At 70.6% G+C, this 19,629-nt stretch carries 30 protein-coding genes; 18 read left to right on the forward strand and 12 right to left on the reverse strand.

The window, feature by feature from the left end; all coding sequences use genetic code 11:
* The first annotated feature begins 144 nt into the window (after positions 1-144).
* The gene (locus ACYVPE_RS24855) at positions 145-801 is read left to right on the forward strand and encodes a hypothetical protein (RefSeq protein WP_461035923.1); all 657 of its coding nucleotides are present in this window, start codon (positions 145-147) and stop codon (positions 799-801) included.
* Between the two features lie 46 nt (positions 802-847).
* Here the strand turns inward: ACYVPE_RS24855 and ACYVPE_RS24860 are convergent, their stop codons facing one another.
* From ACYVPE_RS24860 to ACYVPE_RS24875, 4 genes are all read right to left on the reverse strand, one after another.
* A complete protein-coding gene (locus ACYVPE_RS24860; protein ID WP_461035924.1) occupies positions 848-1,774 on the reverse strand; it encodes a BRO-N domain-containing protein in 927 nt (308 codons plus the stop codon).
* A gap of 82 nt (positions 1,775-1,856) precedes the next feature.
* Positions 1,857-2,663, reverse strand: coding sequence for a hypothetical protein (locus ACYVPE_RS24865; RefSeq protein ID WP_461035925.1), 807 nt, complete (start codon positions 2,661-2,663; stop codon positions 1,857-1,859).
* 189 nt (positions 2,664-2,852) lie between these two features.
* Positions 2,853-3,029, reverse strand: coding sequence for a hypothetical protein (locus ACYVPE_RS24870; RefSeq protein ID WP_461035926.1), 177 nt, complete (start codon positions 3,027-3,029; stop codon positions 2,853-2,855).
* Positions 3,030-3,031: 2 nt separating this feature from the next.
* The gene (locus ACYVPE_RS24875; RefSeq protein WP_461035927.1) at positions 3,032-3,442 is read right to left on the reverse strand and encodes an ATP-binding protein; all 411 of its coding nucleotides are present in this window, start codon (positions 3,440-3,442) and stop codon (positions 3,032-3,034) included.
* Positions 3,443-3,566: 124 nt separating this feature from the next.
* Between ACYVPE_RS24875 and ACYVPE_RS24880 the strand changes: the two genes are divergently transcribed.
* The 11 genes from ACYVPE_RS24880 to ACYVPE_RS24930 all read left to right on the forward strand — a co-directional run bounded on the left by ACYVPE_RS24880 (position 3,567) and on the right by ACYVPE_RS24930 (position 8,877).
* Positions 3,567-4,430, forward strand: coding sequence for a helix-turn-helix domain-containing protein (locus tag ACYVPE_RS24880; protein ID WP_461035928.1), 864 nt, complete (start codon positions 3,567-3,569; stop codon positions 4,428-4,430).
* Positions 4,427-4,681, forward strand: coding sequence for a DUF397 domain-containing protein (locus ACYVPE_RS24885; protein WP_461035929.1), 255 nt, complete (start codon positions 4,427-4,429; stop codon positions 4,679-4,681). Before ACYVPE_RS24880 ends, ACYVPE_RS24885 begins: the two co-directional genes overlap by 4 nt.
* 169 nt (positions 4,682-4,850) lie before the next feature.
* The gene (locus tag ACYVPE_RS24890) at positions 4,851-5,099 is read left to right on the forward strand and encodes a hypothetical protein (protein ID WP_461035930.1); all 249 of its coding nucleotides are present in this window, start codon (positions 4,851-4,853) and stop codon (positions 5,097-5,099) included.
* Positions 5,096-5,338 (forward strand): type II toxin-antitoxin system RelE family toxin, encoded by a 243-nt coding sequence (locus ACYVPE_RS24895; protein ID WP_461035931.1) that lies wholly within the window; start codon positions 5,096-5,098, stop codon positions 5,336-5,338. Before ACYVPE_RS24890 ends, ACYVPE_RS24895 begins: the two co-directional genes overlap by 4 nt.
* A gap of 203 nt (positions 5,339-5,541) precedes the next feature.
* Positions 5,542-5,736, forward strand: coding sequence for a type II toxin-antitoxin system VapB family antitoxin (locus ACYVPE_RS24900; protein WP_461035932.1), 195 nt, complete (start codon positions 5,542-5,544; stop codon positions 5,734-5,736).
* Positions 5,733-6,152, forward strand: coding sequence for a PIN domain-containing protein (locus ACYVPE_RS24905; protein WP_461035933.1), 420 nt, complete (start codon positions 5,733-5,735; stop codon positions 6,150-6,152). The genes ACYVPE_RS24900 and ACYVPE_RS24905 overlap by 4 nt, the downstream gene beginning before the upstream one ends.
* 129 nt (positions 6,153-6,281) lie before the next feature.
* Positions 6,282-6,599: a hypothetical protein gene (locus ACYVPE_RS24910; protein WP_461035934.1), complete on the forward strand. Its 318-nt coding sequence runs from the start codon at positions 6,282-6,284 to the stop codon at positions 6,597-6,599.
* Positions 6,596-6,847 carry a hypothetical protein gene (locus tag ACYVPE_RS24915; protein WP_461035935.1) on the forward strand — a complete coding sequence of 84 codons (252 nt, stop codon included), beginning with the start codon at positions 6,596-6,598 and terminating at the stop codon, positions 6,845-6,847. Before ACYVPE_RS24910 ends, ACYVPE_RS24915 begins: the two co-directional genes overlap by 4 nt.
* Before the next feature lie 150 nt (positions 6,848-6,997).
* Positions 6,998-7,147, forward strand: a complete 150-nt coding sequence (locus ACYVPE_RS24920) for a hypothetical protein (protein ID WP_461035936.1) — start codon at positions 6,998-7,000, stop codon at positions 7,145-7,147.
* Positions 7,140-8,300: a methyltransferase domain-containing protein gene (locus ACYVPE_RS24925; protein ID WP_461035937.1), complete on the forward strand. Its 1,161-nt coding sequence runs from the start codon at positions 7,140-7,142 to the stop codon at positions 8,298-8,300. Before ACYVPE_RS24920 ends, ACYVPE_RS24925 begins: the two co-directional genes overlap by 8 nt.
* A gap of 10 nt (positions 8,301-8,310) precedes the next feature.
* Positions 8,311-8,877: an alpha/beta hydrolase gene (locus ACYVPE_RS24930; RefSeq protein ID WP_461035938.1), complete on the forward strand. Its 567-nt coding sequence runs from the start codon at positions 8,311-8,313 to the stop codon at positions 8,875-8,877.
* A 19-nt stretch (positions 8,878-8,896) separates the two neighbouring features.
* Here ACYVPE_RS24930 and ACYVPE_RS24935 read toward each other — a convergent pair whose 3' ends face one another.
* Positions 8,897-9,337: a VOC family protein gene (locus ACYVPE_RS24935; protein WP_461035939.1), complete on the reverse strand. Its 441-nt coding sequence runs from the start codon at positions 9,335-9,337 to the stop codon at positions 8,897-8,899.
* A 128-nt stretch (positions 9,338-9,465) separates the two neighbouring features.
* Between ACYVPE_RS24935 and ACYVPE_RS24940 the strand changes: the two genes are divergently transcribed.
* A complete protein-coding gene (locus ACYVPE_RS24940) occupies positions 9,466-10,470 on the forward strand; it encodes a GlxA family transcriptional regulator (RefSeq protein WP_461035940.1) in 1,005 nt (334 codons plus the stop codon).
* Complete coding sequence (locus ACYVPE_RS24945; protein ID WP_461035941.1) at positions 10,467-11,240, forward strand: DJ-1/PfpI family protein; 774 nt, start codon at positions 10,467-10,469, stop codon at positions 11,238-11,240. The genes ACYVPE_RS24940 and ACYVPE_RS24945 overlap by 4 nt, the downstream gene beginning before the upstream one ends.
* On the opposite strand, the gene ACYVPE_RS24950 is transcribed toward ACYVPE_RS24945, so the two are convergent.
* A complete protein-coding gene (locus ACYVPE_RS24950) occupies positions 11,237-11,728 on the reverse strand; it encodes a MarR family transcriptional regulator (protein WP_461035942.1) in 492 nt (163 codons plus the stop codon). The genes ACYVPE_RS24945 and ACYVPE_RS24950 overlap by 4 nt on opposite strands.
* Positions 11,729-11,825: 97 nt before the next feature.
* On the opposite strand from ACYVPE_RS24950, the gene ACYVPE_RS24955 reads away from it, so the two are divergent.
* Complete coding sequence (locus ACYVPE_RS24955; RefSeq protein ID WP_461035943.1) at positions 11,826-12,209, forward strand: hypothetical protein; 384 nt, start codon at positions 11,826-11,828, stop codon at positions 12,207-12,209.
* A gap of 73 nt (positions 12,210-12,282) precedes the next feature.
* Here the strand turns inward: ACYVPE_RS24955 and ACYVPE_RS24960 are convergent, their stop codons facing one another.
* The gene (locus tag ACYVPE_RS24960; RefSeq protein WP_461035944.1) at positions 12,283-13,218 is read right to left on the reverse strand and encodes an alpha/beta fold hydrolase; all 936 of its coding nucleotides are present in this window, start codon (positions 13,216-13,218) and stop codon (positions 12,283-12,285) included.
* 189 nt (positions 13,219-13,407) lie between these two features.
* Here ACYVPE_RS24960 and ACYVPE_RS24965 point away from each other — a divergent pair, with 189 nt between their 5' ends.
* A complete protein-coding gene (locus ACYVPE_RS24965; protein ID WP_461035945.1) occupies positions 13,408-13,806 on the forward strand; it encodes a YunG family protein in 399 nt (132 codons plus the stop codon).
* A gap of 117 nt (positions 13,807-13,923) precedes the next feature.
* Positions 13,924-15,060: a serine hydrolase domain-containing protein gene (locus tag ACYVPE_RS24970; protein WP_461035946.1), complete on the forward strand. Its 1,137-nt coding sequence runs from the start codon at positions 13,924-13,926 to the stop codon at positions 15,058-15,060.
* Between the two features lie 61 nt (positions 15,061-15,121).
* On the opposite strand, the gene ACYVPE_RS24975 is transcribed toward ACYVPE_RS24970, so the two are convergent.
* On the reverse strand, positions 15,122-15,559 hold the full coding sequence (locus ACYVPE_RS24975; RefSeq protein WP_461035947.1) for a VOC family protein: 438 nt from the start codon (positions 15,557-15,559) through the stop codon (positions 15,122-15,124).
* A gap of 5 nt (positions 15,560-15,564) precedes the next feature.
* A complete protein-coding gene (locus ACYVPE_RS24980) occupies positions 15,565-16,161 on the reverse strand; it encodes a DinB family protein (RefSeq protein ID WP_461035948.1) in 597 nt (198 codons plus the stop codon).
* Positions 16,162-16,222: 61 nt separating this feature from the next.
* Here ACYVPE_RS24980 and ACYVPE_RS24985 point away from each other — a divergent pair, with 61 nt between their 5' ends.
* Entirely contained in the window at positions 16,223-17,191 is a 969-nt protein-coding gene (locus ACYVPE_RS24985) for a helix-turn-helix transcriptional regulator (RefSeq protein ID WP_461035949.1), read from the forward strand.
* 8 nt (positions 17,192-17,199) lie between these two features.
* Here the strand turns inward: ACYVPE_RS24985 and ACYVPE_RS24990 are convergent, their stop codons facing one another.
* The 3 genes from ACYVPE_RS24990 to ACYVPE_RS25000 form a co-directional block, all read right to left on the reverse strand.
* On the reverse strand, positions 17,200-17,835 hold the full coding sequence (locus tag ACYVPE_RS24990; RefSeq protein ID WP_461035950.1) for an RloB family protein: 636 nt from the start codon (positions 17,833-17,835) through the stop codon (positions 17,200-17,202).
* Entirely contained in the window at positions 17,771-19,147 is a 1,377-nt protein-coding gene (locus ACYVPE_RS24995) for an AAA family ATPase (protein WP_461035951.1), read from the reverse strand. Before ACYVPE_RS24995 ends, ACYVPE_RS24990 begins: the two co-directional genes overlap by 65 nt.
* Positions 19,148-19,265: 118 nt before the next feature.
* Complete coding sequence (locus tag ACYVPE_RS25000) at positions 19,266-19,610, reverse strand: rhodanese-like domain-containing protein (protein ID WP_461035952.1); 345 nt, start codon at positions 19,608-19,610, stop codon at positions 19,266-19,268.
* Positions 19,611-19,629: the final 19 nt, after the last annotated feature.

The following is a 19,629-nucleotide window of genomic DNA, read 5'->3' on the forward strand; positions in this document are numbered from 1 at the left end:
GCCACCACGCCCCTCCACCGCCCGCGCGGTCGTCCGCGCCTCCGGCGCGCCCCCTCGTTCCTACTCTCTGCCAGCCGCCTCGCGAGAACAAGACTGTGATTTCCGCGGTGAAGCCGGGAGACTCGTCGCCGAGGGGGGATGTCGATGCCCGAGATGTGGGACCCGCATGGCAGCCTGAGCCGCATGCTGTGGATCGGCGGCGCGCAGTGGGCCGGCAAGACCACGGTGTCCGAACTCGTCGCCCGCGAACACGGGTTGACGGTGTACCACTACGACTACCACGACGCCCGCGGCCACCAGGACCGGCGGATCGCGCTCCGGGTCGCTCGCGGGGAGCCGGTCGCGGATCCGACCCCCGACCAGGTCTGGGTGGACCGGAGTCCTGAGGAGATGGCCGCCGAGGCACTGGCCGGCTTCCCGGTCCGTTTCGAGTGGACGTTGGACGACCTGCGCGCGCTGTTCACCGGCCGCCCGGCGATCGCCGAGGGATGGGGACTGCGCCCCGAACTCGTCGCGCCGCTGATCGACTCGCCGCGCCGCATGGTCGTCCTCGTGCCCACCGAGGAGTTCCGGCGACACCAACTCCAGACCCACCCGCGCGCCGGCGCCCTGAACGTCCCGGTCAGCGACCCGGCCCGCGCCCAGGCCAACCGCGTCGCCCGCGACCGCCTGATCGCCGAGGACGCGGCGCGGCACGCCCGCCGACTCGGCATCCGCGTCATCGAGGTCGACGGCACGCTCGACGCGACGGAGGTGGCGTCGACGGTGGCCGAGCAGTTCGCCCCCTACCTGCGCGCGTGACGTCGCGCAGTCGCGCCACGCGTTGCTCGCCCCTGGGCTGACGCCCCTATGCGTGGTGCACCCCGTACACGGGCGTATTGCGAACCGAGCCGATCTGACGAATGCACTGCCTCTTCATCAGGAAACGGAGACAGTCGTGCACGCGCGCCGTCGTGAGGCCGGTGCTGGCGGCGATGTCCTCGACGCTGTACCGGGCCTCACCGTGCTCGGCCAGCGCGGGCGCCAACACAACGGCGACCGCCCACACGTCGTCCGTGATGGTGAGCCGAGCTCGCCAGGAGGCAAGCAACTCGCTTGCACTGCTGGAGACTTGGGAGCCGACCGACTGTCGTGGCAGCTGCCCCCATGAGTCCGCCAGGCGGGACACACTCCGCGCAATGGACTGGATCGCGGCGACCCCCTCCCTTCGCGCCCGGTTGGCCTCCTCCTCGGAAGCCACCAACCGCTGATCGATGCGCAGGTTCTGCTCCTCCAGCCGCACGATGACGTCGGCGACCTGCTGCGGCATCGCGTAGACGGCGGGTGCCCCGGGCGCGGTCGGCTGGACCTCGGCCTTCCGCAGGGAGTAGGACCCCTCGCGCTGGACCGTGACGACCACCTCCGTGACCCACGCCTTGAAGGCTTGCGCCTCTGGTTTGGTGCATCCGTTGACGAGCGCCACGAGGCCGTTGAGATTCACCATCCGCATCGACTTCCTGAGCCCGTGACCTGCGATATTGCACGCTGCGTCTGCCAGATAGACGCTTCGTGCAATATCGCCGAGGCGGGCAGTGTGCCCTGGCGCGACATGCAGCGTGATCGCCTGGCGCGTATTCGCGTAGCCCAACTCCTTGGCCACGTCCACAGCCGGGAACCAGTGCTCGCCGTCCGGCATCGTCAGGCGGCGCACTCGGATGCCCGTCGCCGCGTACACGAAGTCGTTGACGTCGATCGCGTCAGCCGAGCCGGACCGTTGGGTGTGTTGTTCACTCACAGACGGACGGTAAGCACTCAATCGCACCCAAAGACAAGCATTCGGATCAAGTTCGCCCATTCGAGCGATCGAGGCTCCCAGCTCAACTTCGTTGCGCACCGACGGCCAGCCGTCTGATGCCGGTTTCAGTTCCGCGCAGCGCGGCACGCACCTTCGCCAGACCGCGTATTGCGGCATCGGCTCGTCGCTCGTACTCCGCACTCCGGTCACCAAGGCCCGCACAGGCGCGGCAGATGCCCGCCTGCGGCGTCGGCCGGCCGCACTCGTCGCACTCCACCCAACGCCGTGTCGGACGTTCGGGAGGCGGCGCGGGCGGCAGCTTTCGCACCAGTCGGTCGCGCAGTAACGCCGGCGCGGAGTGCACGTGTTGGGGCAACCCGCTGAGCAACACGACCGTGAGCTCCCGCTCGCCGAACCCGCGTGCCAACCACGCGCCCACCAGCGGCGCGAGGGCCTTCGCCTCGGCCGTCCCGAGCCGCAGCCGCGGTTCGGCGCGCACCACCCGGAACAGCGTGTCGACCGCTTCGACGTGCTCCGCTCCCACCTCGACCTCGGCCTCGACCAACGGCTCGGGGAGGGTGGGTTCTGTCTCTGAGTTCTTTATGGGTTTACCGCCCGGCGCAGCGGCGCTCAGTGCACCGGAGCTCGGACGGGTGCTACCCGGTTCTGGCTGCGGAGTGTCGAAGACGTGCGACTCGCTGACGAGGGTGCCGTCGTCCTGACGGACCCGGTCAACTCGGTAGTACCCGAAGGCGGTTAGCTCACGGAGTGCTCTGGCGACCGCGAGCCGGCCCTGCGGACTGGTGTCGGCCATCCGCCGACCGTCCTCCGACCAGCCATCGGGCCGGGAGAGCAGGTCGACCAACAGCCCTCGGGCGGTGTAGGACAACCGCCGGTCCTGGAGCAGGGTGTTGGGAAGTACGGTGAAGCCGCGCGCGTGGGCGCTACGATGAACCCGCATTGGGAGGTGTCTTCTCCTGGTGCCATCCCCCGGGACGTTGGCGCGTCGCCGGGGTTCAGTTTTTCCGCTGATCGGTCACCGACCGTACCACGCGTATCGCGAAGCGTGAGGCGTCGCTCACCACCCGCCCTTCGCCAGCGCGTTGGCCTCGCTCTGCGCGTTGATCTCGCGCACCCGCTGCCGCAGTCGTTGCAGCGTCGGGCTGTCCTGTTCCTGCGTCGAGCCCGACTGGCTCGACTCCTCGTTCTGCTGTTGCCCTCTGGGCTCCTCGCCACTGTGCTGCTGCGCACTCATGTCTATTCGATCTCTTCCAACTCGGCCCAAAACGTCCGGCCGACGCCGCGCTGATCCGTGAACCCCCAGACCTTGGCCCGCGCCACAACGAGCTGCAGACCGCGACCACGCGTCCACGGCGGTTGACGGAAATCGCCGCGTGCGTCGCGTACTTCGATGCGTAGTGCCCCCGCTAGACCCGGCTGCCGAAGCCGAAGCTGGAATCCGCGGCCCACCCCCGGGCCGGAGAAAACGGCAAAGGCGGCCAGCTCATCGACCATCGCCCCGGCCAACGCACAAAGCGGGCTCTCGGGCGAATGACCCCACATACCAAGTTGATGAATTGCGAGGCGATGTGCGAGGCGCACAGACCGGCGCGTGGGAGCAAAGTGCTGCACGAAAACGCGCGGTTGAGCGGAAAATTCAGCTGTCATGCCCCTAGGGTCGTCATACCCACCTAGGCTGACCCCCACAACATCCGGTACTCACCGTCCGGGTACGACCACGGCTTGTCACATGTGCGTGGTCACAGCGACGAAGCAGGGAAATGTGGTGGGCATGGCCGACGAACCAGAAGCCGAGGCGGAACTCCCCGAGGACAACGACGGCGCGCGCGATTTCATCCGGGCGGTCGGCAAGATGTTCAAGCGCGCCCGAGAACGGGCCGGCCTGAGCCAGCCGGAGGCGGCCGCAGCCCTCAACTACGGTGTGGACATGCTCTCTTCGGTCGAGAACGGCCGCCGCGTCGCCTCCCCCGAAATGCTCCTCGCCGCCGACAAGCTGTTCCGCGCGGAGGGCATGCTGGTCGCCGTCAGCGACGACCTGGAAAAGGCCCGCAGCAAGGCCAGGGCCCGCCACCCGTCCTGGTTCCGCAGGTTCGCGAAGCTTGAGGGCGGCGCGGTCGAGATTCACGAGTACAGCACGATGGTGATTCCCGGACTACTCCAGACCGAGCCGTACGCACGGGCGTTGTACGGGGTCCGGCAGCCGCCGTACGCCAAAGAGGACATCGACGTACTCGTCGCTGACCGGATCGAGCGCCAGAAGATCCTGCACAACTGGCCGCCGCCGAAGACGAGTTTCGTCATCGAGGAGATGGCCCTCCGCCGACAGATCGGCGGCCCCGAAGTCCATCGCGGTCAGCTCCTCAATCTGCTCCGCGCCGCCGAACTCCCTGGCACCGAGCTCCAGATCATGCCGATCGCCCAGCAACACCATCCCGGTCTGGACGGCCCTTTCGCCCTTCTCACTCCCAAGGGCAAGCCCCAGCTCGCCTACACGGAAGCCAACAGGCACAATCGGCTGATCTCCGACGCGGAACAGGTGCGTCAGATGGCGGCCCGATATGGAAGTATCCGAGCGCAGGCTCTCAACTTCCGGGAGTCCACGGAGCTGATCGAGAAGCTACTGGGAGAACTATGAGCAACGAGACGCCCAAGCTCGCCTGGTTCAGGTCCAGCTACAGCACCAACGAGGGCGGTCAGTGCGTCGAGGTCGCCGTCGCGTGGCGCACGTCCAGCTACAGCGGCAACGAAGGCGGTGAGTGCGTCGAGGTGGCGACGTGCGCCGACGCCGTGCACGTCCGCGACTCCAAGCTCGCGGACGGCCCCCGGTTCAGCACCTCCCCCACCACCTGGTCCGCGTTCCTCACCTACGCCGCCACCGTCCGCTGAACACCGCACGGGACCCGTACCGGTTCGACCGGTACGGGTTCGGCGACGTGTCTCCTCTCGCCCACCTTCGGTAGTCATGCCAACGCAAGAAGTCACGTCGATCTCTGGAAGGACGGACGAAGGCATGCAATCCCCCGCTACCGTGGCGGCACCAGGAGAGGAGAACGCCATGACAGAGCCGTTCCGCACGTTCGTCGGCGGTCGCGAAGTCGAGTTGCCCAGCACGATTCCCGGCATCCGCGCCGCCCTCCCCGAAGAGCGGCGCCCGGCGTTCGACAAGGCCGTCGACGAGACCAACATCCTCGATCTGCCGACCGTCCTCGGCAATTGGCTGCTGGACGCGTTCCCCGATCGTCAGGCCGACGCCATCGTGGAACGTCTCGCCCGCGAGGAGGCCGAGAGGAAGGGCTCCGCATGACCTATCGCCTCAGCTACGCGCCTCCTGCGGATGACTCCTACAAGAAACTCGGCGGCCTCAAGGCTCGCTTCGACGCCGGAATGGCCCGCCTGCTGGAAGACCCGTACGGGAGCGGTTCGACCCAGGCCGGTCCCGGCGATCGGCGCCGCGCCGCCGTTGGCGGCGTCGCGATCGTCGAGTACTACGTGTCAGGCAGCATCCTGACCGTCACCGTGGTGCGGTTGGTCGCCCGCCCCTGAGGCGACACCGCCACGAGGCCCGCGCCGTACGGCGCGGGCCTCGACTCGTACTGACCGGCCCGGTACGAGCCCGCGACCGCACCCGACCGTCACCGCCCTCGGTAATCATGGCGCGACAGGGAGCTCACCACAGAGCCCGCTTGATATCCTTTCCGATGAAAAGCGATATCGAAGGCGGGAGCGGATACAGGATGGCAAGAACCGTGATCGACATCGATGACCAGCTTCTGGCCGAGGCGGCGAAGATCCTCGGTACGGAGAAGAAGGTGGCGACGGTGAACGCCGCCCTGGCAGACGTGGTCAAGCGTCGCAAGCGGCAGGAGTTCTTCGCTTGGCTCGACGCCGGCGGGCTGCCCGACCTGACGGGCCCTGCGGAGGAGCAGAGCGAGGCGGCGTGAGCCATCGCTTTCTGATCGACAAGTCGGCCCTCGCGCGCCGCAGGAAGCCAGCCGTTCGTCCGATCCTCGACGCCCTCTCCCATCGGGGCCTCCTCGCGGTGTGCGGCGCGGTCGAGATCGAGGTTCTGCACTCCGCCAAGAGCAAGGACGACGCGGTCCGCATTCAAGGCGTGATGCGCCATGGTTTCGACTGGCTGCCAACGCCGGACGAGGTCTGGGACCGCGCGGCGGAGGTCCAGAGTCTCCTGGTCGGCAAAGGCAACTGGCGTGCCGTCTCGATGGGCGACCTCATCGTCGCCGCCACGGCGGAGCGGCATGGCGCGACGGTCCTGCACTACGACGGCGACTTCGACATGATCGCCGCCGTGACCGGACAAGCGACCCAATGGGTTGCCGAGCCCGGCACAGCGGACTGACTCTCGACTCGTACCGACCAGCCCGGTACGGGCCTACGGCCGTGCCTCGACTCTTCCGCGCTCCGTTGGTGGGGCATGGTGACAACGCGCCGCTTGTCCGACGCCCTCGCTCCTGGGAGTCTGACCGACATGTCCGAAGAGAACCACACTCGTCCCGTCGAACCGAAGCCGTTCCGGATGTCCGGTCCTGGAGGGACGGTGGAGGTGCCGAGCACCATCGCCGGCATCCGGGCCGCGCTGCCGGAGGGTGAACGGGAGGCCTTCAACCGGGAGGTGTCCACGACGGACGCCCGGAACCTGCTGATGGTCCTGGCACGTTGGGCCATGCACATCCCCACCGAACTCGACGCCTCCGAGGAGGAGTTGGTCGCGCGGCTGAAGGACGGCGACTTCTCATCCGTCACCTTCGCCGACGAGACCGACGACGCTTGGCGGAGCGCCGGGTGAGGGCCTACCGCGTCGCGTACACGGACGAGGCGGCGGCCAGCAGACTTGCTCTCGCGCCGGAACACCGGAAGCCGTTCGAGGACGGCATGCGAGCCATCGCGGCCCGCCCCTACGACTGCGGATCCACCGCGGTCAGAGGCGACCGTGACCGCCGCGAGGCCGCGGTCGGCGGGGTGGCGCTCGTGCGCTACGAAGTCAGCGCGGCCGTGCTGATCGTCACGGTGCTCCGCCTGGTCCCCGCGCCCTAGGGAAACACCGCGCGTACAGCGCGGGCCTCGACCCGTACCGACCGGCCCGGTACGAGCTCTCCGATCACCTCGGGCGCACTAGCGAGCCGCGCACACCGAGCGCTACATTGCGATAGCGGAACGTGCGCAGCGGTAAGACCGGGAGGGAACATGGCAGGGCAGCACAGCGACGGCAAGGGTGGCAGCGACACGCCCCCAAGTCCCTACTCCTCGCCCGAGCAGCAAGGCGACGGCCAAGTACCCAAGGGCGTCCTTGACGACGGCGACGGGAAGCACAAGAAGCCGAAGGACGATGACTGAGGCCCAGCTCAGCGCGCTCCGTCAGCGCCTCACCGCAGCGCTGGCCGAGCGCGGTGCCTTCCGGGAGCCGTGGTTGAGGGAGGTCTTCGATCGCGTTCCCCGCCACGCGTTCGTGCCTGAGACGGTCTGGCGCTGGACGGAGAACGGGTGGGTTCCCCTCCAACGCGGGCAGAACCCGGCGCTCTGGGCCGAGTTGGTGTACCACCCCACCGAGCCGCTGATCACCCAGGTCGATGACGGTGATCCCACTTCGGACAGCAACGGTCGGGAGCCGACCAGTTCGATCAGTGCGGCCGGCGCGGTGCTGAACATGCTGGCCTCGCTCGATCCACAGCCTGGTCAGCGGGTGCTGGAGGTCGGCACGGGGACGGGGTACAACGCGGCGCTGCTGTGCGAGCGCGTGGGCGAGAGCCACGTCGTCACCGTCGAGGTGGACGGCATGCTGTCCGACGAGGCCGCGAAACGGCTTGCGGCGGCCGGCTATCACCCACAGGTCGTCCGCGCGGACGGTGAGCACGGCTACCCGGCCGCCGCACCATACGACCGGCTGATCTGCACGGCTTCGGTGCGGACGGTACCGGTCGGCTGGCTGGACCAGATGCGGCCCGGCGGCGAGATCGTCGCCCCCTGGTTCTCGGGGCCCAACGCCATGGGGCTGATCTGGCTGAGAGTCCGCGACGACGGAACGGCCCGCGGCCGGTTCCACGGTACGGAGTCGTTCATGCCGTTGCGCGGCCACCGCAGCACGCACCCCAGCGCCGGAGCGCTCTGGGAAGCGACCGGCGGGCGGGCGGTGGAGACGGTGGAGGACTCCGGCCTGGACGGCTTGGAGTCGGCCAACGCCGCCTTCGCGTTCCGCGTCCTGCTTCCCGGGGTGGCCTGCTATCGACAGCCCGCCGGTTGGTTCTTCGCCACCGAGGACGAGACGTCCTGGGCCGGGGTCACCGGGCGGACGGCACACCGCTTCGGCCCTCGTGACCTGATCGCCGAGGCCCGTGCCGCGCTTGCCTGGTGGGGTGAGCATGGCGAGCCGAGCGTGTACGACTTCGGCATCACCGTCACGGCGGACACACAGACCGTGTGGCTGCGGGAGGAGACCCACCGGGTCGCGGTCGTCCGTCCGGCGCCACGCCCCGCGAGGCCCGCGTCGTAGCCTGGCGACCATGCCTGATCCCACCCGTTTCGACGGCGACCGTGACCGCGTCGCGCTCCTCGTTCCCGGCATGGGGTATTCGCCGGCGAGGCCCCTGCTGCACTTCGCCCGCGCCGTGCTCGTCCAACACGGGTGGACCGTGCGGGAGTTGTGGTGGCAGGTCCCGGACGACCTCGCCGGGTGGCCCGGGGACGAGCGGATCGCCTGGGTCGAGCGGCAGGTGAACGAGGCCGTCGACGCCGAGGGAGGGGCGTGCCGGCTCCTCGTCGGCAAGTCGCTCGGCACGCTCGCCGCCGGGATCGCGGCCGATCGGCGGATCGCGGCGGCCTGGCTGACGCCGTTGCTCACCGACGCGTTCGTGGCGGGTGCGCTGCGCAGGGCCGAGGCGTCGACGTTGCTGGTCGGCGGAAGCGCCGACCGGTGGTGGGACGCGGGGATCGCCGCGTCGTCGGGGCACGAGGTCCTGGAACTGCCCGCCGCGGACCACGCCCTGGAACTGCCGGACGACGCGGCGGGTTCGGTCGAGGCGCTGCGGCGGGTCGTCGCCCGGCTTGACCGCTTCGTCGGCTCACTCTAGGGAGCCCGCCGGCGTCGCGTCAGCGCAGTTGCTCGGCCAGTCCGACGATGATGCCCTCCGGGCCGCGGAGGTAGCAGAGCAGATAGCTGTCCTCGAACCGGGCGATCTCGCCGACGAGTTCGGCGCCGTGCGGGCGCAGGCGGGCGACGGTGTCCTCGATGTCGTCGACGGCGAACATGACGCGGTGTGTGCCCAGCACGTTGTGCGGCCGGTCGCGCGGCCCGTCGTCGATCGGTGCGGGGCTGCGGTACTTGGCCAGTTCGAGCCGGCTGTGACCGTCCGGGGTGCGGACCATCGCGATGTCGCAGTGGACGCCTTCGAGTCCGGTGCACTGGTCGGCGAAGCGGCCCGAGACCTCCGCCCTGCCCTCCAGTTCCATACCGAGCTCCACGAAGAACGCGACGGCGGCGTCCAGGTCCTCGACGACGATGCCGACGTTGTCCATCCGTTGAATCGCCATGCTGGCCTCTCTTTCTTCCCCGCGCATCCGGACGGCTGCGACAACGAGCGTTCGGCACATCCTCGCGGAGCGGACCGACAACGCCCGGCTCGCTGGCCGCCCACCGCGTGCCGTGATGGGATCGCCGCATGGTCGAACCGCGTCGGGTGGTGGTCGTCGCCTACGACGACGCCCAGATCCTCGACATCGCGTCGCCCTGTGGGGCGCTGGACATCGCCAACCACCACGGCGCGACGCCGCGCTACGTCGTCGAGTTGGGGACGGTCGGCGGCGGGCCGGTGCGGAGTTCGGTGGGGATCGGGCTGGGGGCAGCCAGGCGGCTGGCCGAGGTGCGGGGCGCGTTGGACACGCTGCTGGTGGTCGGTGGCTTCGGGCACGAGGCCGCCGCGACGAACCCCGCGCTGATCGCGCAGCTCCGGCGGCTTGCGGAGCTGAGCCGCCGGGTGGCCGCCGTCTGCACCGGCACCTTCCTGCTGGCCGCCGCCGGCCTGGTGACCGGGCGGCGGGTCACCACGCACTGGCGTTACGCCGACGCGCTCGCCGACCGCTACCCCGAGGTGGCCGTGGACCCGACGCCGCTCTACATCAGGGACGGCGATCTCTACACGTCCGGTGGCGTCACCAGCGCGCTCGACCTGACGCTGGCGCTGATCGAGGACGACCACGGCCCCAGCCTCGCCCGGCACGTGGCCAGGGAGCTGGTCACCTACCTGCACCGGCCGGCCGACCAGGCGCAGATCAGCATGTTCCTCGCCGCGCCGCCACCCGGGGACCGCCTCGTGCGGGACCTCACGGGACACATCGCCGCGCACCTGGCCGGCGACCTGTCGCCGGCCGCGCTCGCCGCCAGGACCGGCGTCAGCACCCGGCACCTCACCCGCCTGTTCGCCGAACACCTCGGCACCACCCCGGCGCGCGCCGTGCGCGCCGCGCGCACGGAGGCGGCCGCGCACCTGGTGCGCTCCAGCCGGCTGCCACTCGAAGCCATCGCGCGCCGCTGCGGGTTCCGCTCCGCCACCACGCTGCGGCAGGCGTTCCTCGACCACTACGGCATCACCGGGGACACGATCCGCAGGATGCCGGACATGCCGAGGCCGCGGCCGGCCGCCGAACAGCAGACTCCGACGCCATGAGGACCAACACCACACGCCGGACCGTGCTGGCCGGCACCGCGGCGGCGGCCGCCTCGCTGGCCGCCGCCCCCGGCATCGCCAACGCCGCCACCCACACCGACAGTTCGAGTTCCGCACGCGGCCCGCGGATCGGGATCCTGCTCTACGACGGCTACAGCCTGCTCGACCCGACCGGGCCCGCCGAGATCCTGTCCCGGCTGCCGGACGCCACCGTCACGATGATCGCCGAACACCGCGGCCCGGTCCGCACGGACACCGGCGACGTGGCGGTGCTCGCCGACCGCTCCTACGCCGAAGTCGACCGGCTCGACGTGCTGTTGGTGCCCGGCGCCGGCAACCGGGGCACGATCGGCGCGATGGGGAACCGGGCCCTGCTCGACTTCGTGCGCCGCGTCGACCGCCACACCAGGTGGACGACGTCCGTCTGCACCGGCTCACTGGTCCTGGCCGCCGCCGGCCTGCTCACGGCGGGCCAGCGGGCCACCACCTACTGGGCGTCCGCCGGCTATCTGGAGTCCGAGTTCGGCGTGGTCTACGTGCCGGAACGCTGGGTGCGGTCCGGCAAGTTGGTCACCGCGGCCGGCGTCTCGGCCGGCCTCGACATGGCCCTCTACCTGGCGTCCCAGCTCGCCGACGACACCATCGCGCAGGGCATCCAGCTGGCCGTCGAGTACGACCCGCGGCCCCCGTTCGACGCCGGCGACGCCTCCCGGGCGACCCCCGAACTCAAGGCGCTGGCCCTGCGGTTGCTGGAGGAGTCGCAGATCTAGGTGCCCTGCTCCTGGCCGCCGACCGCGGCCTCGTAGGCGAGCAACGTGTCGACGAACAGCCGCCGTTGCTCCGGCGTCAGGGGCGCCAACGCCGTGCGCCACGCGGCCGCGCCGGGCGCGAGCCAGGCGGCGATCGCGGGTTGCTGGTCGGGCGCGATGGCGATGATCCGCCGACGCCGGTCCGCCTCGTCCTCGCGGCGCTCCAGGATCCCCTTCCGGTGCAGGTCGCCGACGAGCAGGCTCACCGTCGTCGGCGCGATCCGCAGCCGGGCCGCCAGTTCGTTGACGGTCATCGGCCCGTCGAAGAGCAGATAGGAGAGCAGCGAGAGGTGCCGCGGGGCCAGCGCGAGGGAGCGCAGTGCCTCGGGCACCGGGATCTTCTTGACCCGGCCCACCATCCGGGGCATGAGCAACAGCAGGTCGCGGACGGCGTCGTCGACCCCGTTCCCGCCACCGTCAGCGGCGTCGCGCGCCTCGGGCCTTGACATCGCGCCCCCTCCCGCATTTATCTTTGACATCAAAGATGCTTTGCTGGCAAAGCAAGCTGCTCTCCATCCTACGTACCGGCCTGAACGGAGTCCCACCATGCCGCACTTCAGCGTGCACATCCGCGAGGAGACCCTCGACGGAACGGTAGAACCGAAGCTGATCAGCGCCCTGACCGACGCGGTGGGCGCCGTCTACGGCGAGGAGTTCCGCCGCCTCGTCGGCGTGGACCTGATCGGCGTCCCCGGGCGCCGCCGGGGCGTCGGCGGCAAGCCGACCGACGACGCCGCGCCGCTCGTCACGCTCAGCATGCGCGAGGCCGCCTACCACCTGCCGGAGATCCCGGACGCCCCCGCCCGCCTGGTCGCGACCATCACCGAGGCGGTGGTCGGCGTGCTCGGCGAGGCCGTCCGCGAACAGGTCATCGTGACGATCGCCGGCGTCCCCGCCGGCCGCACCGGCGTCGCCGGCGCGCTGGCCTGAGGCGCGGCGTGAACGCCGCCGGCCCGGCAGCCGGGGGGCTGCCGGGCCGGCGGCGCGCTCGGTCGATCGGTTCTCAGCCGGCGGTGGCCAGGCTCGCGACCTCGTTGACGGCCTCGGCGGCGACGTCGGGCTCGTCGACGTAGACGTAGTGGCCGCTGTTCTCGGCCGTGACGAGCTCGCTGGCGCTGGACAGCTCCAGCCACCGCTCCTGGCCGGCGGCCCAGTCCTCGTCAAGCCCCGCGCCGTACTCCGGGACCTCGGCGAACTGCGGCTGGCCCCGCCGGACGACCTGGACCGGGATGTCGCCGGCGGAGCCGACCTCGGCATCGGCCATGACGAGTTGTTCCGGGTTCTGGCCCTCGAAGACGGCGAGGGTCTGGGCGCGCAGGTCGGCGGCCGGGCCGGTGGCGGACTCCGGGATCCGGTTGCTGAGGCTGTCGACCTGGTTGGGCGGGGTGGCGTCGAGCAGCACCACGCCGGCCACCCGCTCCTGGTGCTCAGGGGCGTAGCGGGCGGCGATCAGCCCACCCATCGAGTGGCCGGCGAGCACCGCGCCCTCCTCCCCCGCGACCTCGGCGAGCACGCCGTCCAGCACCTCGCTGGTGTCGTCGTAGTCCTGCGGGCCGGCCGGCTGGTCACTGCCGCCCGCGCCAAGACGGTCGTAGGAGCAGACCCGGCCCTCCGCGCTCAGCGCCTCCTGGAAGTCGGCCATCGTCGTCAGGTCGTCGCCACCGCCGTGCAGCAGCACGACGACCGGCCGGCCGTCGACCAGGTCGCCCGAGCAGGAGACGTTGACCGAGTAGTCGCCGACGGTGATCGTCCGGGGGCCGGTGGCCTGCTCCTCGTCGGTGTCCCCGGCGGGGGCCTCGGTGGTCGCTTCCGTCTCCGGGGCCGACTCCGCGTCCGTCTCCGAGTCCGTCTCCGAGTCGGAGCAGCCGACGAGCGTCACACCGGCCAGGGCGGTGCAGAGCGCGATCGCGGCGGCCGTTCCGAACTTCTTGCGGGCCATGGGACTTTCCTCCAGCGAGTTGCTTTCGACTTCGGTCGCCGTGTTCCCGACGACGAGGTAAACGTTAGAAACGATCAACGCGGCGTCCCATGGCCCTGCGACCCGTGTTCACAGGGGGGCTAGCGACACCATCCGCCTTCGCCGGCCGGCGGCGGCGGCGGTGTCAGTGGTGGCTGTGATGCTGGGGGCATGGCTCCTTGGAATCTGGTGGATCTCGACCGGGCGTTGCGCGCGAGTTGGGCCCACGACACGTGTTCGCCCGACAACCAGGCCGAGTGGGGTCCTGACAACCCGGCCTGGGGGCACTGCGATGTCACGGCGCTGGTCGTCAACGACGTGTTCGGGGGCGACCTCGTGGTGGGCGAGGTGTATCTCGACGGGGTCCAACACGGCTACCACTGGTGGAACCGGCTGCCCAGCGGGGTCGAACTCGACCTGACGCGCGAGCAGTTCCAGCGCGGGCAGGACGTCACCGCGGCGCGCGTCGTGGTGCGTCCGCCTGGTCCGCTGCCGCGGCGCTGGGCCGAGTACCTGCTGTTGCGCGAGCGGGTCGGCGCGCGGCTCGATGGTCTACCCGAGCCCAGCTGACGGGTGGTGCTGGGTACACCGTCGCTTCGGGTGTCTGCGGCCAGTGCCCGGCGGCCGGTCGGCCGAGAGGCTTGAGGCAGTCGATCGGACACCGGCCCAACGCCCAAGGAGCTCACGATGATTCGCCGTCGTCTCACCGCCGCCGCCCTGTTCGCCGCCACCCTGGTGGGGGTCACGGCCCCGGTCGCCGCAGCTGGCGGTCGGGACACCGACCCGGCGCGGGAGCGGGTGCGGGAGCAGGTGCAGGAGCAGGTGGATCGGCTGGTGGAGCAGGACGGCGTGCCGGGCGCGCTCGCGTTCACCGGCGACGCGACGTACACCGCGGGCACCGCCCAGACCGGCACCGACCGGCCGATGGTCGGCGCCGACGGCCGGGTGCGGATCGCCAGCAACAGCAAGTCGTTCACGTCGGTGGCGGTCATGCGGCTGATCCTCGACGGCCGGGTGGGCCTCGGCGACCGGGCCGGCGCGTATGTGCCGCAGCTCGCCGAAAGCGAGGTCACCGTGCGGGAGTTGCTGGCGCAGCGCAGCGGCCTGCCGGAGTACGTCGGCCTGATGGACTGGACGGCCCTCGACGCCACGCCCGAGGACCACCTGGCGCTGGCGCTGTCCCAGGAGCCGCTGTTCGAGCCCGGCGCCGACTGGGCCTACTCCAACACCAACTACCTGGTCCTCGGCATGATCATCGAGAGCGTGACGGGCGGCGACTTCCGCACCTACGTCGAGGACACCATCATCGAGCCGCTGGGGCTCGACGCCACCTACTGGCCGGCGCCAGGCGAGACGGGCCTGCGCGGTCCGCACGCCAACAACTACGGCGTGAGCCCCCTCGACCCGGCGGCCGGCCCCACCGACCTGACGGAGCTGCCGGCGCACCTCTTCGGCGCCGCCGGCGGCCTGGTGTCGACCCCCGAGGACCTGAACGCCTTCTGGGAGGCGCTGTTCGACGGCGAGCTGCTGCCGCGCTGGGCGGTCTGGCTGATGACGCACGACGCGTCCACCGTCGGCGGCGACGGGGTGTACCCGGAGGCGACCCGCTACGGGTACGGCATCGCGAGCTTCCCGCTCAGCTGCGGCGGCCGCTACTACGGCCACGGCGGCGACCTGCCGGGCGACACGGTGCTCGGCGGCCACGTGCCGGGACGCGACTCCCGGACGGTGACGGCCTACACGACCACCATGGCCATGCCGGGCGACACCCGCACCCACCTCCAGGAGACCGTCGACACCGCCCTCTGCGCCGACGGCCGCTGACCGTCAAGACCGCCCCCGGTGACCACCGGGGGCGTCGGCCGCTCCGCCCGGCCGGCGGCCGTCAGTCGAGGCAGAACTCGTTGCCCTCGGGATCGGCCAGCACGAGGTGCCCGCTCCCGAGCGGCGGCGCCGGCTCGTGCCGTTCGAGTCGGGTGGCGCCGCGGGCCACCAGCCGTTCGGCCTCCGCCTCCAGGGCCGCCATCCGCTCCTCGCCGGCGAGCCCGGGGGCGGCGCGCACGTCGAGGTGCACCCGGTTCTTGGCCGCCTTGCCCTCCGGCACCCGCTGGAAGAACAGCCGCGGCCCCGCCCCCTCCGGATCGACCACCGCCGAGCGGTCGTTGCGGCGCTCGGGCGGCACGCCGAGCGCGTCCAGGGCCGCGTCCCAGGAGGCGAAGCCGGGGGGCGGATCCTGTAGCCGGTAGCCGAGTACCTCGGCCCAGAAGGCGGCGAGCGCGGCCGGGTCGGCGCAGTCGAACGTGATCTGAACGTCGTGAGCCATCGTGCTCAGCTCGCCTTCCGTGGGGTGTGCAGGGAGAGGTCGCGGAGCAGGCACACCTCGGAGAGGTGGTGGACGACCTCCCGGTTGATGTGCAACACCAGCTCCGCCAGCGGTCGTTCGGCGAAGGGGCCCTCCGCCGCGCCGCACGGGCGGGCCAGTCCCGCCTCGCCGAGGGCCTCGACGCCGGCCTGCCACGCGGCGAACTCGGCGTCCAGCTGGGCCAGCGCCTCGGCGGCCGTCGGGGCGTAGGCGAACGACTGGTAGTCGGTCGGCGGCCGGCCGAAGTGGGAGGCGTTGCGCATCGCGAGAACGCCGACGATCACGTGGGCGAGCCGCCATGAGATGGTGGTGAAGGGCGGCGGGCTCGGCTCGGGCATCGCGAAGTCGATGGTCATCGCGCCGGATCCGGCCTGTACGGGAGCGGTTCCGGTGCCGCGCGGGCGCACGTTCCAGCAGTCGGGCACCGGCTCCCAGAAGTACTCGTCGTCGGTGAGCCCGTCGAGGCGCGCGCGCAGCTGGTGCGTCCAGTGCCAGTCGAGCTGATCGCGGAGCAGCGGATTCCAGGTCAGCTGCGCCGTCCGGTCCAGGGTCTGTTCGGTCATGGCGCCAGCCTCTCCCATATCCCGGACAGGATCGTTCCGCTATTCGTGGAACGATGACCGCATGACCGTCGAGACGACGACCGAACGAGTGCTCAGGCTGCTGGCGCTGCTGCAACGCCGGGCGTCCTGGACCGCCACCGAGCTCGCCGCCGAACTGGGGGTCACCGACCGCTCGGTGCGCCGCGACGTGGAACGGCTGCGGGCGCTCGGCTACCCGGTGCGCGCGGCGCCCGGCGTCGGCGGCGGCTACCAGCTCGGCGCCGGCACCCGGCTGCCGCCGCTGCTCCTCGACGACGAGGAGGCGATCGCGACGGCCGTTTCGCTGCGGCTCGCGTCGGGCGGCACGGTCGCCGGCGCGGCCGAGGCGGCGCTGCGGGCGCTGGCCAAGCTCGACCAGGTGATGCCGCCCCGGCTGCGCGCCGAGGTGCGGGCGGTGCACGCCGCCACCGACACCATGGTCGGCGCCGGCATCGAGATCGACGCCGAGGTGCTGGTCACGCTCGCCAGGGCCTGCCGCGACGCCGTCCGGGTGCGGTTCGGCTACGCCGACCGGCGCGGCGGACAGCGGGAACGCACGGTCGAACCGGTGCGGATGGTCACCACGGGCCGCCGCTGGTACCTGATGGCGTGGGACGTCGACCGCGCCGACTGGCGCACCTTCCGGCTCGACCGGATGGGCGAGGTGACGGCGACGACCTGGCGCTTCAGGCCCCGGGAACACCCCGACCCGGTCGCCTACGTGCGGCGCGCCGTGACGGAGGCGCCCTACCGCCACGTGGTCAGGGTGCGGCTCCACGCCCCCGCCGAGCGGGTGCGGGACATGGTGCCGCCAGGCGTGGGGCGGGTCGAGGACGAAGGCGACGGATGGTGCCTGCTGACCGCCGGCGGCGACGACCTGGAGTGGGTCGTCGGGCGGGTGGCCATGCTGGGCCTGGAAGCCGAGCTGGTGGACCCCCCGGAACTCCGCACCGCCGCCCGCCGCCTCGCCGCCCGCCTCACGGCGATGGCGACGCCGGACTCCTCAGGCTGACGAACGGGTCATCCGTACCGGGAGGACAGCAGTAGATCCACCAGCCGGTCCACATCCGTCGCCGGATTGACGTCCCAAACGCTCGCCGCCCCACGCCGCGACTCCTGGGCACGTTCCCGCGCCTGCTCGTACCGGCCGCGCAGGGCGTCGTAGTCGAGATGCTTGCGGCCGGCCGAGTAACCGCACACGGCCAGCTTCTCCAACGCCTGCTGCATCGCGCCGGAGGTGTGATTGCGGCCCACGGCGGTGAAGTGAAGCGCCAGCCACAGTTCGAAGCAGGGATTGGAGAGGACAACGCCGACGTCGTTCGCACGAGCGAGGCTGATGGCCGGCCCAAGCGTCGGATGGGGAACCGGAGCCTCCACGTCCATGACGCACCAGACCTCGTCGTAGGCGGTGTACCGATCGGCCGCGGATCGGTGGGCCCGCTCCTTGTGGTCGATCGCCGCGCGCACCAGGGACTTGGGCTCCCCGTGTTCCGGCCCGATCTCCACGGCGACCGGCAATGCCCTGAGTTGACGCCTCAGCCCCTTGAAGTACTGGGTCTCCGTGCACTCACCCTCGCAGTAGAGCAGGAACCTACGCTGCTCCGGGCGAGAACTCCTCCGCCGATCCAGGCTTCTGCCCCTCTTGCCCCGCCCCATCCCCACTCCCACTTGGGCTGTACGCCGCGATATCGCTGAGCACGTCGTCGTCCAGGAAGGGAACCGCCCCGTAACGCCCGGCCAGGTAGCGCTTCTCCAGATTCTCGACGGAATCACGAACATGGAACTCGGTCAGCGGAAACAGCCGAGTCGAAAGGCTTTCCGGATCCTTCTCCGTGAACCAGACCTGGTCTCGGAAGAGCTCGGTTCGCGCGTTCCTGCCCAACAGACCCGCCTCATGGGTACTGAAGATCAACTGGGCGCCGTTCGTGTTGACCTTGGGCGACTGGAACAAACCGACCAGCGCGTCCGTCAGGTAGGGGTGGAGCCGTGCGTCGAGCTCGTCGACGACGAGCACAGCCCCACTGGCCAGCGTGGTCACGATCGGGCCGGCCAGCCCGATCCAGGTGCTCGTCCCGCTGGACTCCTCCGCGAGATCGAGCGTGAAGAGCCCCTCGCCTGTTCGATGCTCGACCTGGAGGTCAGGTGGAGAACCGCGCTCCACCACAACCTCGTACCCCAACGCCTGGTGCACGGCCTGCGTGACCCGCCGGTGTTCTTCCTCGACGGATTCGTCAGGCTCTGGGACCTTCAGATCTGAGACCCCCAGATCCGCGAAGCGGAGTAGACGCGTGATGAGTTCTGCCTTCGGATCGTCTGAATGCTCCGTGTAGAGATGAATGGTGTGGTTGAGGCGCCCGGTGAAGTCTCCGTCGGTCGCGACCCGTAGCCCCCACTGGAACCAGCGGAAGACCTCGCCCAGTTGAGGGTGCCCCTGCGCCGCCGCGACGGAGAGGTAAAGACAGTTCGGCCGCACCAACTCGGAAATCATCTTCTTGCGGCCAGTGAGCCATCGGCTGAACTTGATCTCCGGCTCACCCGCACTACGCTCATAGAGGCGGCGAGGCTTCCCCTCGGGGTAGTAGTACAGCCATTCGTCGAGCACCCGCCGGTCATCGACGGTGAAGCCGAACTCGAACCGAACCCCGTCCATCACGAACTCGATGGAGAACTCGCTGGGAAACGTCGACGCGTCACGGCGCAGCGCGAACGGACGTCGGGGCACGCCGCCCGTCGGGTCCCAGCGGCGGAAGGAGGAGAGAACGGCCATACGCATCCACACCATCGCGTCGATCACGTTCGACTTGCCCGAGGCGTTCGTTCCGTAGATGGCGGCCACCGGTACGGCCCGATGGTCTCCGCCCGAAACCCCGTGCTCGGCTCGCTCGGGGTGCCGGTCCTCAGCGACAAGGGACAGTTCCTGTTCGTCGCGCAGTGACGCGTGGTTGGTCACGTGGAACCGCAGCAGCATGGCAGCCCCTCTCCTGCACGCGATCATGCTGTTTGCATAGCGTTCCCGTCAGACTTTGACGATACAAGCCCTGTGACGCATCGACCACCGTCGTTCACTCTCAGGGGTGCTTCGTTCGTCAGAGGACGAACGGCTCCGCGTCGTCGCGCTCGGCGACGAGCGGGCGGCCGGCGTGCTGCCAGGCGTGCAGGCCACCGTCGACGTTGGCCACGGCCAGGCCCTGCTGGGCGAGGTAGGCGGCGACCTGGGCGGAGCGGCCGCCGACCTTGCAGACCACGTAGAGGGTCTCCTCGGCGGCGGCGTCCCTGATCTCGGGAAGGCGCTCGATCACCTGGCCGATCGGGATGTGCACGGCCCCCGGGGCGTGGCCGGCGAGCCACTCCTCGGGCTCCCGGACGTCGAGCAGCGGCGCACCCTGGGGCACGGCGTCGGGGGACACGTTCGGCACGGCTGGAAAGCTCATGGCCCCGAGGTTACTCGCC

This window comes from Streptomyces mayteni (assembly GCF_054783955.1).

Coding starts and splice junctions, on each gene's coding strand:
- ACYVPE_RS24855 (WP_461035923.1), top strand. CDS start 145: ATGCCCGAGATGTGGGACCCGCATGGCAGCCTGAGCCGCATGCTGTGG.
- ACYVPE_RS24870 (WP_461035926.1), bottom strand. CDS start 3,029: ATGAGTGCGCAGCAGCACAGTGGCGAGGAGCCCAGAGGGCAACAGCAG.
- ACYVPE_RS24875 (WP_461035927.1), bottom strand. CDS start 3,442: ATGACAGCTGAATTTTCCGCTCAACCGCGCGTTTTCGTGCAGCACTTT.
- ACYVPE_RS24880 (WP_461035928.1), top strand. CDS start 3,567: ATGGCCGACGAACCAGAAGCCGAGGCGGAACTCCCCGAGGACAACGAC.
- ACYVPE_RS24885 (WP_461035929.1), top strand. CDS start 4,427: ATGAGCAACGAGACGCCCAAGCTCGCCTGGTTCAGGTCCAGCTACAGC.
- ACYVPE_RS24890 (WP_461035930.1), top strand. CDS start 4,851: ATGACAGAGCCGTTCCGCACGTTCGTCGGCGGTCGCGAAGTCGAGTTG.
- ACYVPE_RS24895 (WP_461035931.1), top strand. CDS start 5,096: ATGACCTATCGCCTCAGCTACGCGCCTCCTGCGGATGACTCCTACAAG.
- ACYVPE_RS24910 (WP_461035934.1), top strand. CDS start 6,282: ATGTCCGAAGAGAACCACACTCGTCCCGTCGAACCGAAGCCGTTCCGG.
- ACYVPE_RS24920 (WP_461035936.1), top strand. CDS start 6,998: ATGGCAGGGCAGCACAGCGACGGCAAGGGTGGCAGCGACACGCCCCCA.
- ACYVPE_RS24925 (WP_461035937.1), top strand. CDS start 7,140: ATGACTGAGGCCCAGCTCAGCGCGCTCCGTCAGCGCCTCACCGCAGCG.
- ACYVPE_RS24930 (WP_461035938.1), top strand. CDS start 8,311: ATGCCTGATCCCACCCGTTTCGACGGCGACCGTGACCGCGTCGCGCTC.
- ACYVPE_RS24935 (WP_461035939.1), bottom strand. CDS start 9,337: ATGGCGATTCAACGGATGGACAACGTCGGCATCGTCGTCGAGGACCTG.
- ACYVPE_RS24940 (WP_461035940.1), top strand. CDS start 9,466: ATGGTCGAACCGCGTCGGGTGGTGGTCGTCGCCTACGACGACGCCCAG.
- ACYVPE_RS24945 (WP_461035941.1), top strand. CDS start 10,467: ATGAGGACCAACACCACACGCCGGACCGTGCTGGCCGGCACCGCGGCG.
- ACYVPE_RS24950 (WP_461035942.1), bottom strand. CDS start 11,728: ATGTCAAGGCCCGAGGCGCGCGACGCCGCTGACGGTGGCGGGAACGGG.
- ACYVPE_RS24955 (WP_461035943.1), top strand. CDS start 11,826: ATGCCGCACTTCAGCGTGCACATCCGCGAGGAGACCCTCGACGGAACG.
- ACYVPE_RS24960 (WP_461035944.1), bottom strand. CDS start 13,218: ATGGCCCGCAAGAAGTTCGGAACGGCCGCCGCGATCGCGCTCTGCACC.
- ACYVPE_RS24965 (WP_461035945.1), top strand. CDS start 13,408: ATGGCTCCTTGGAATCTGGTGGATCTCGACCGGGCGTTGCGCGCGAGT.
- ACYVPE_RS24970 (WP_461035946.1), top strand. CDS start 13,924: ATGATTCGCCGTCGTCTCACCGCCGCCGCCCTGTTCGCCGCCACCCTG.
- ACYVPE_RS24975 (WP_461035947.1), bottom strand. CDS start 15,559: ATGGCTCACGACGTTCAGATCACGTTCGACTGCGCCGACCCGGCCGCG.
- ACYVPE_RS24980 (WP_461035948.1), bottom strand. CDS start 16,161: ATGACCGAACAGACCCTGGACCGGACGGCGCAGCTGACCTGGAATCCG.
- ACYVPE_RS24985 (WP_461035949.1), top strand. CDS start 16,223: ATGACCGTCGAGACGACGACCGAACGAGTGCTCAGGCTGCTGGCGCTG.
- ACYVPE_RS24990 (WP_461035950.1), bottom strand. CDS start 17,835: ATGGGGCGGGGCAAGAGGGGCAGAAGCCTGGATCGGCGGAGGAGTTCT.
- ACYVPE_RS24995 (WP_461035951.1), bottom strand. CDS start 19,147: ATGCTGCTGCGGTTCCACGTGACCAACCACGCGTCACTGCGCGACGAA.
- ACYVPE_RS25000 (WP_461035952.1), bottom strand. CDS start 19,610: ATGAGCTTTCCAGCCGTGCCGAACGTGTCCCCCGACGCCGTGCCCCAG.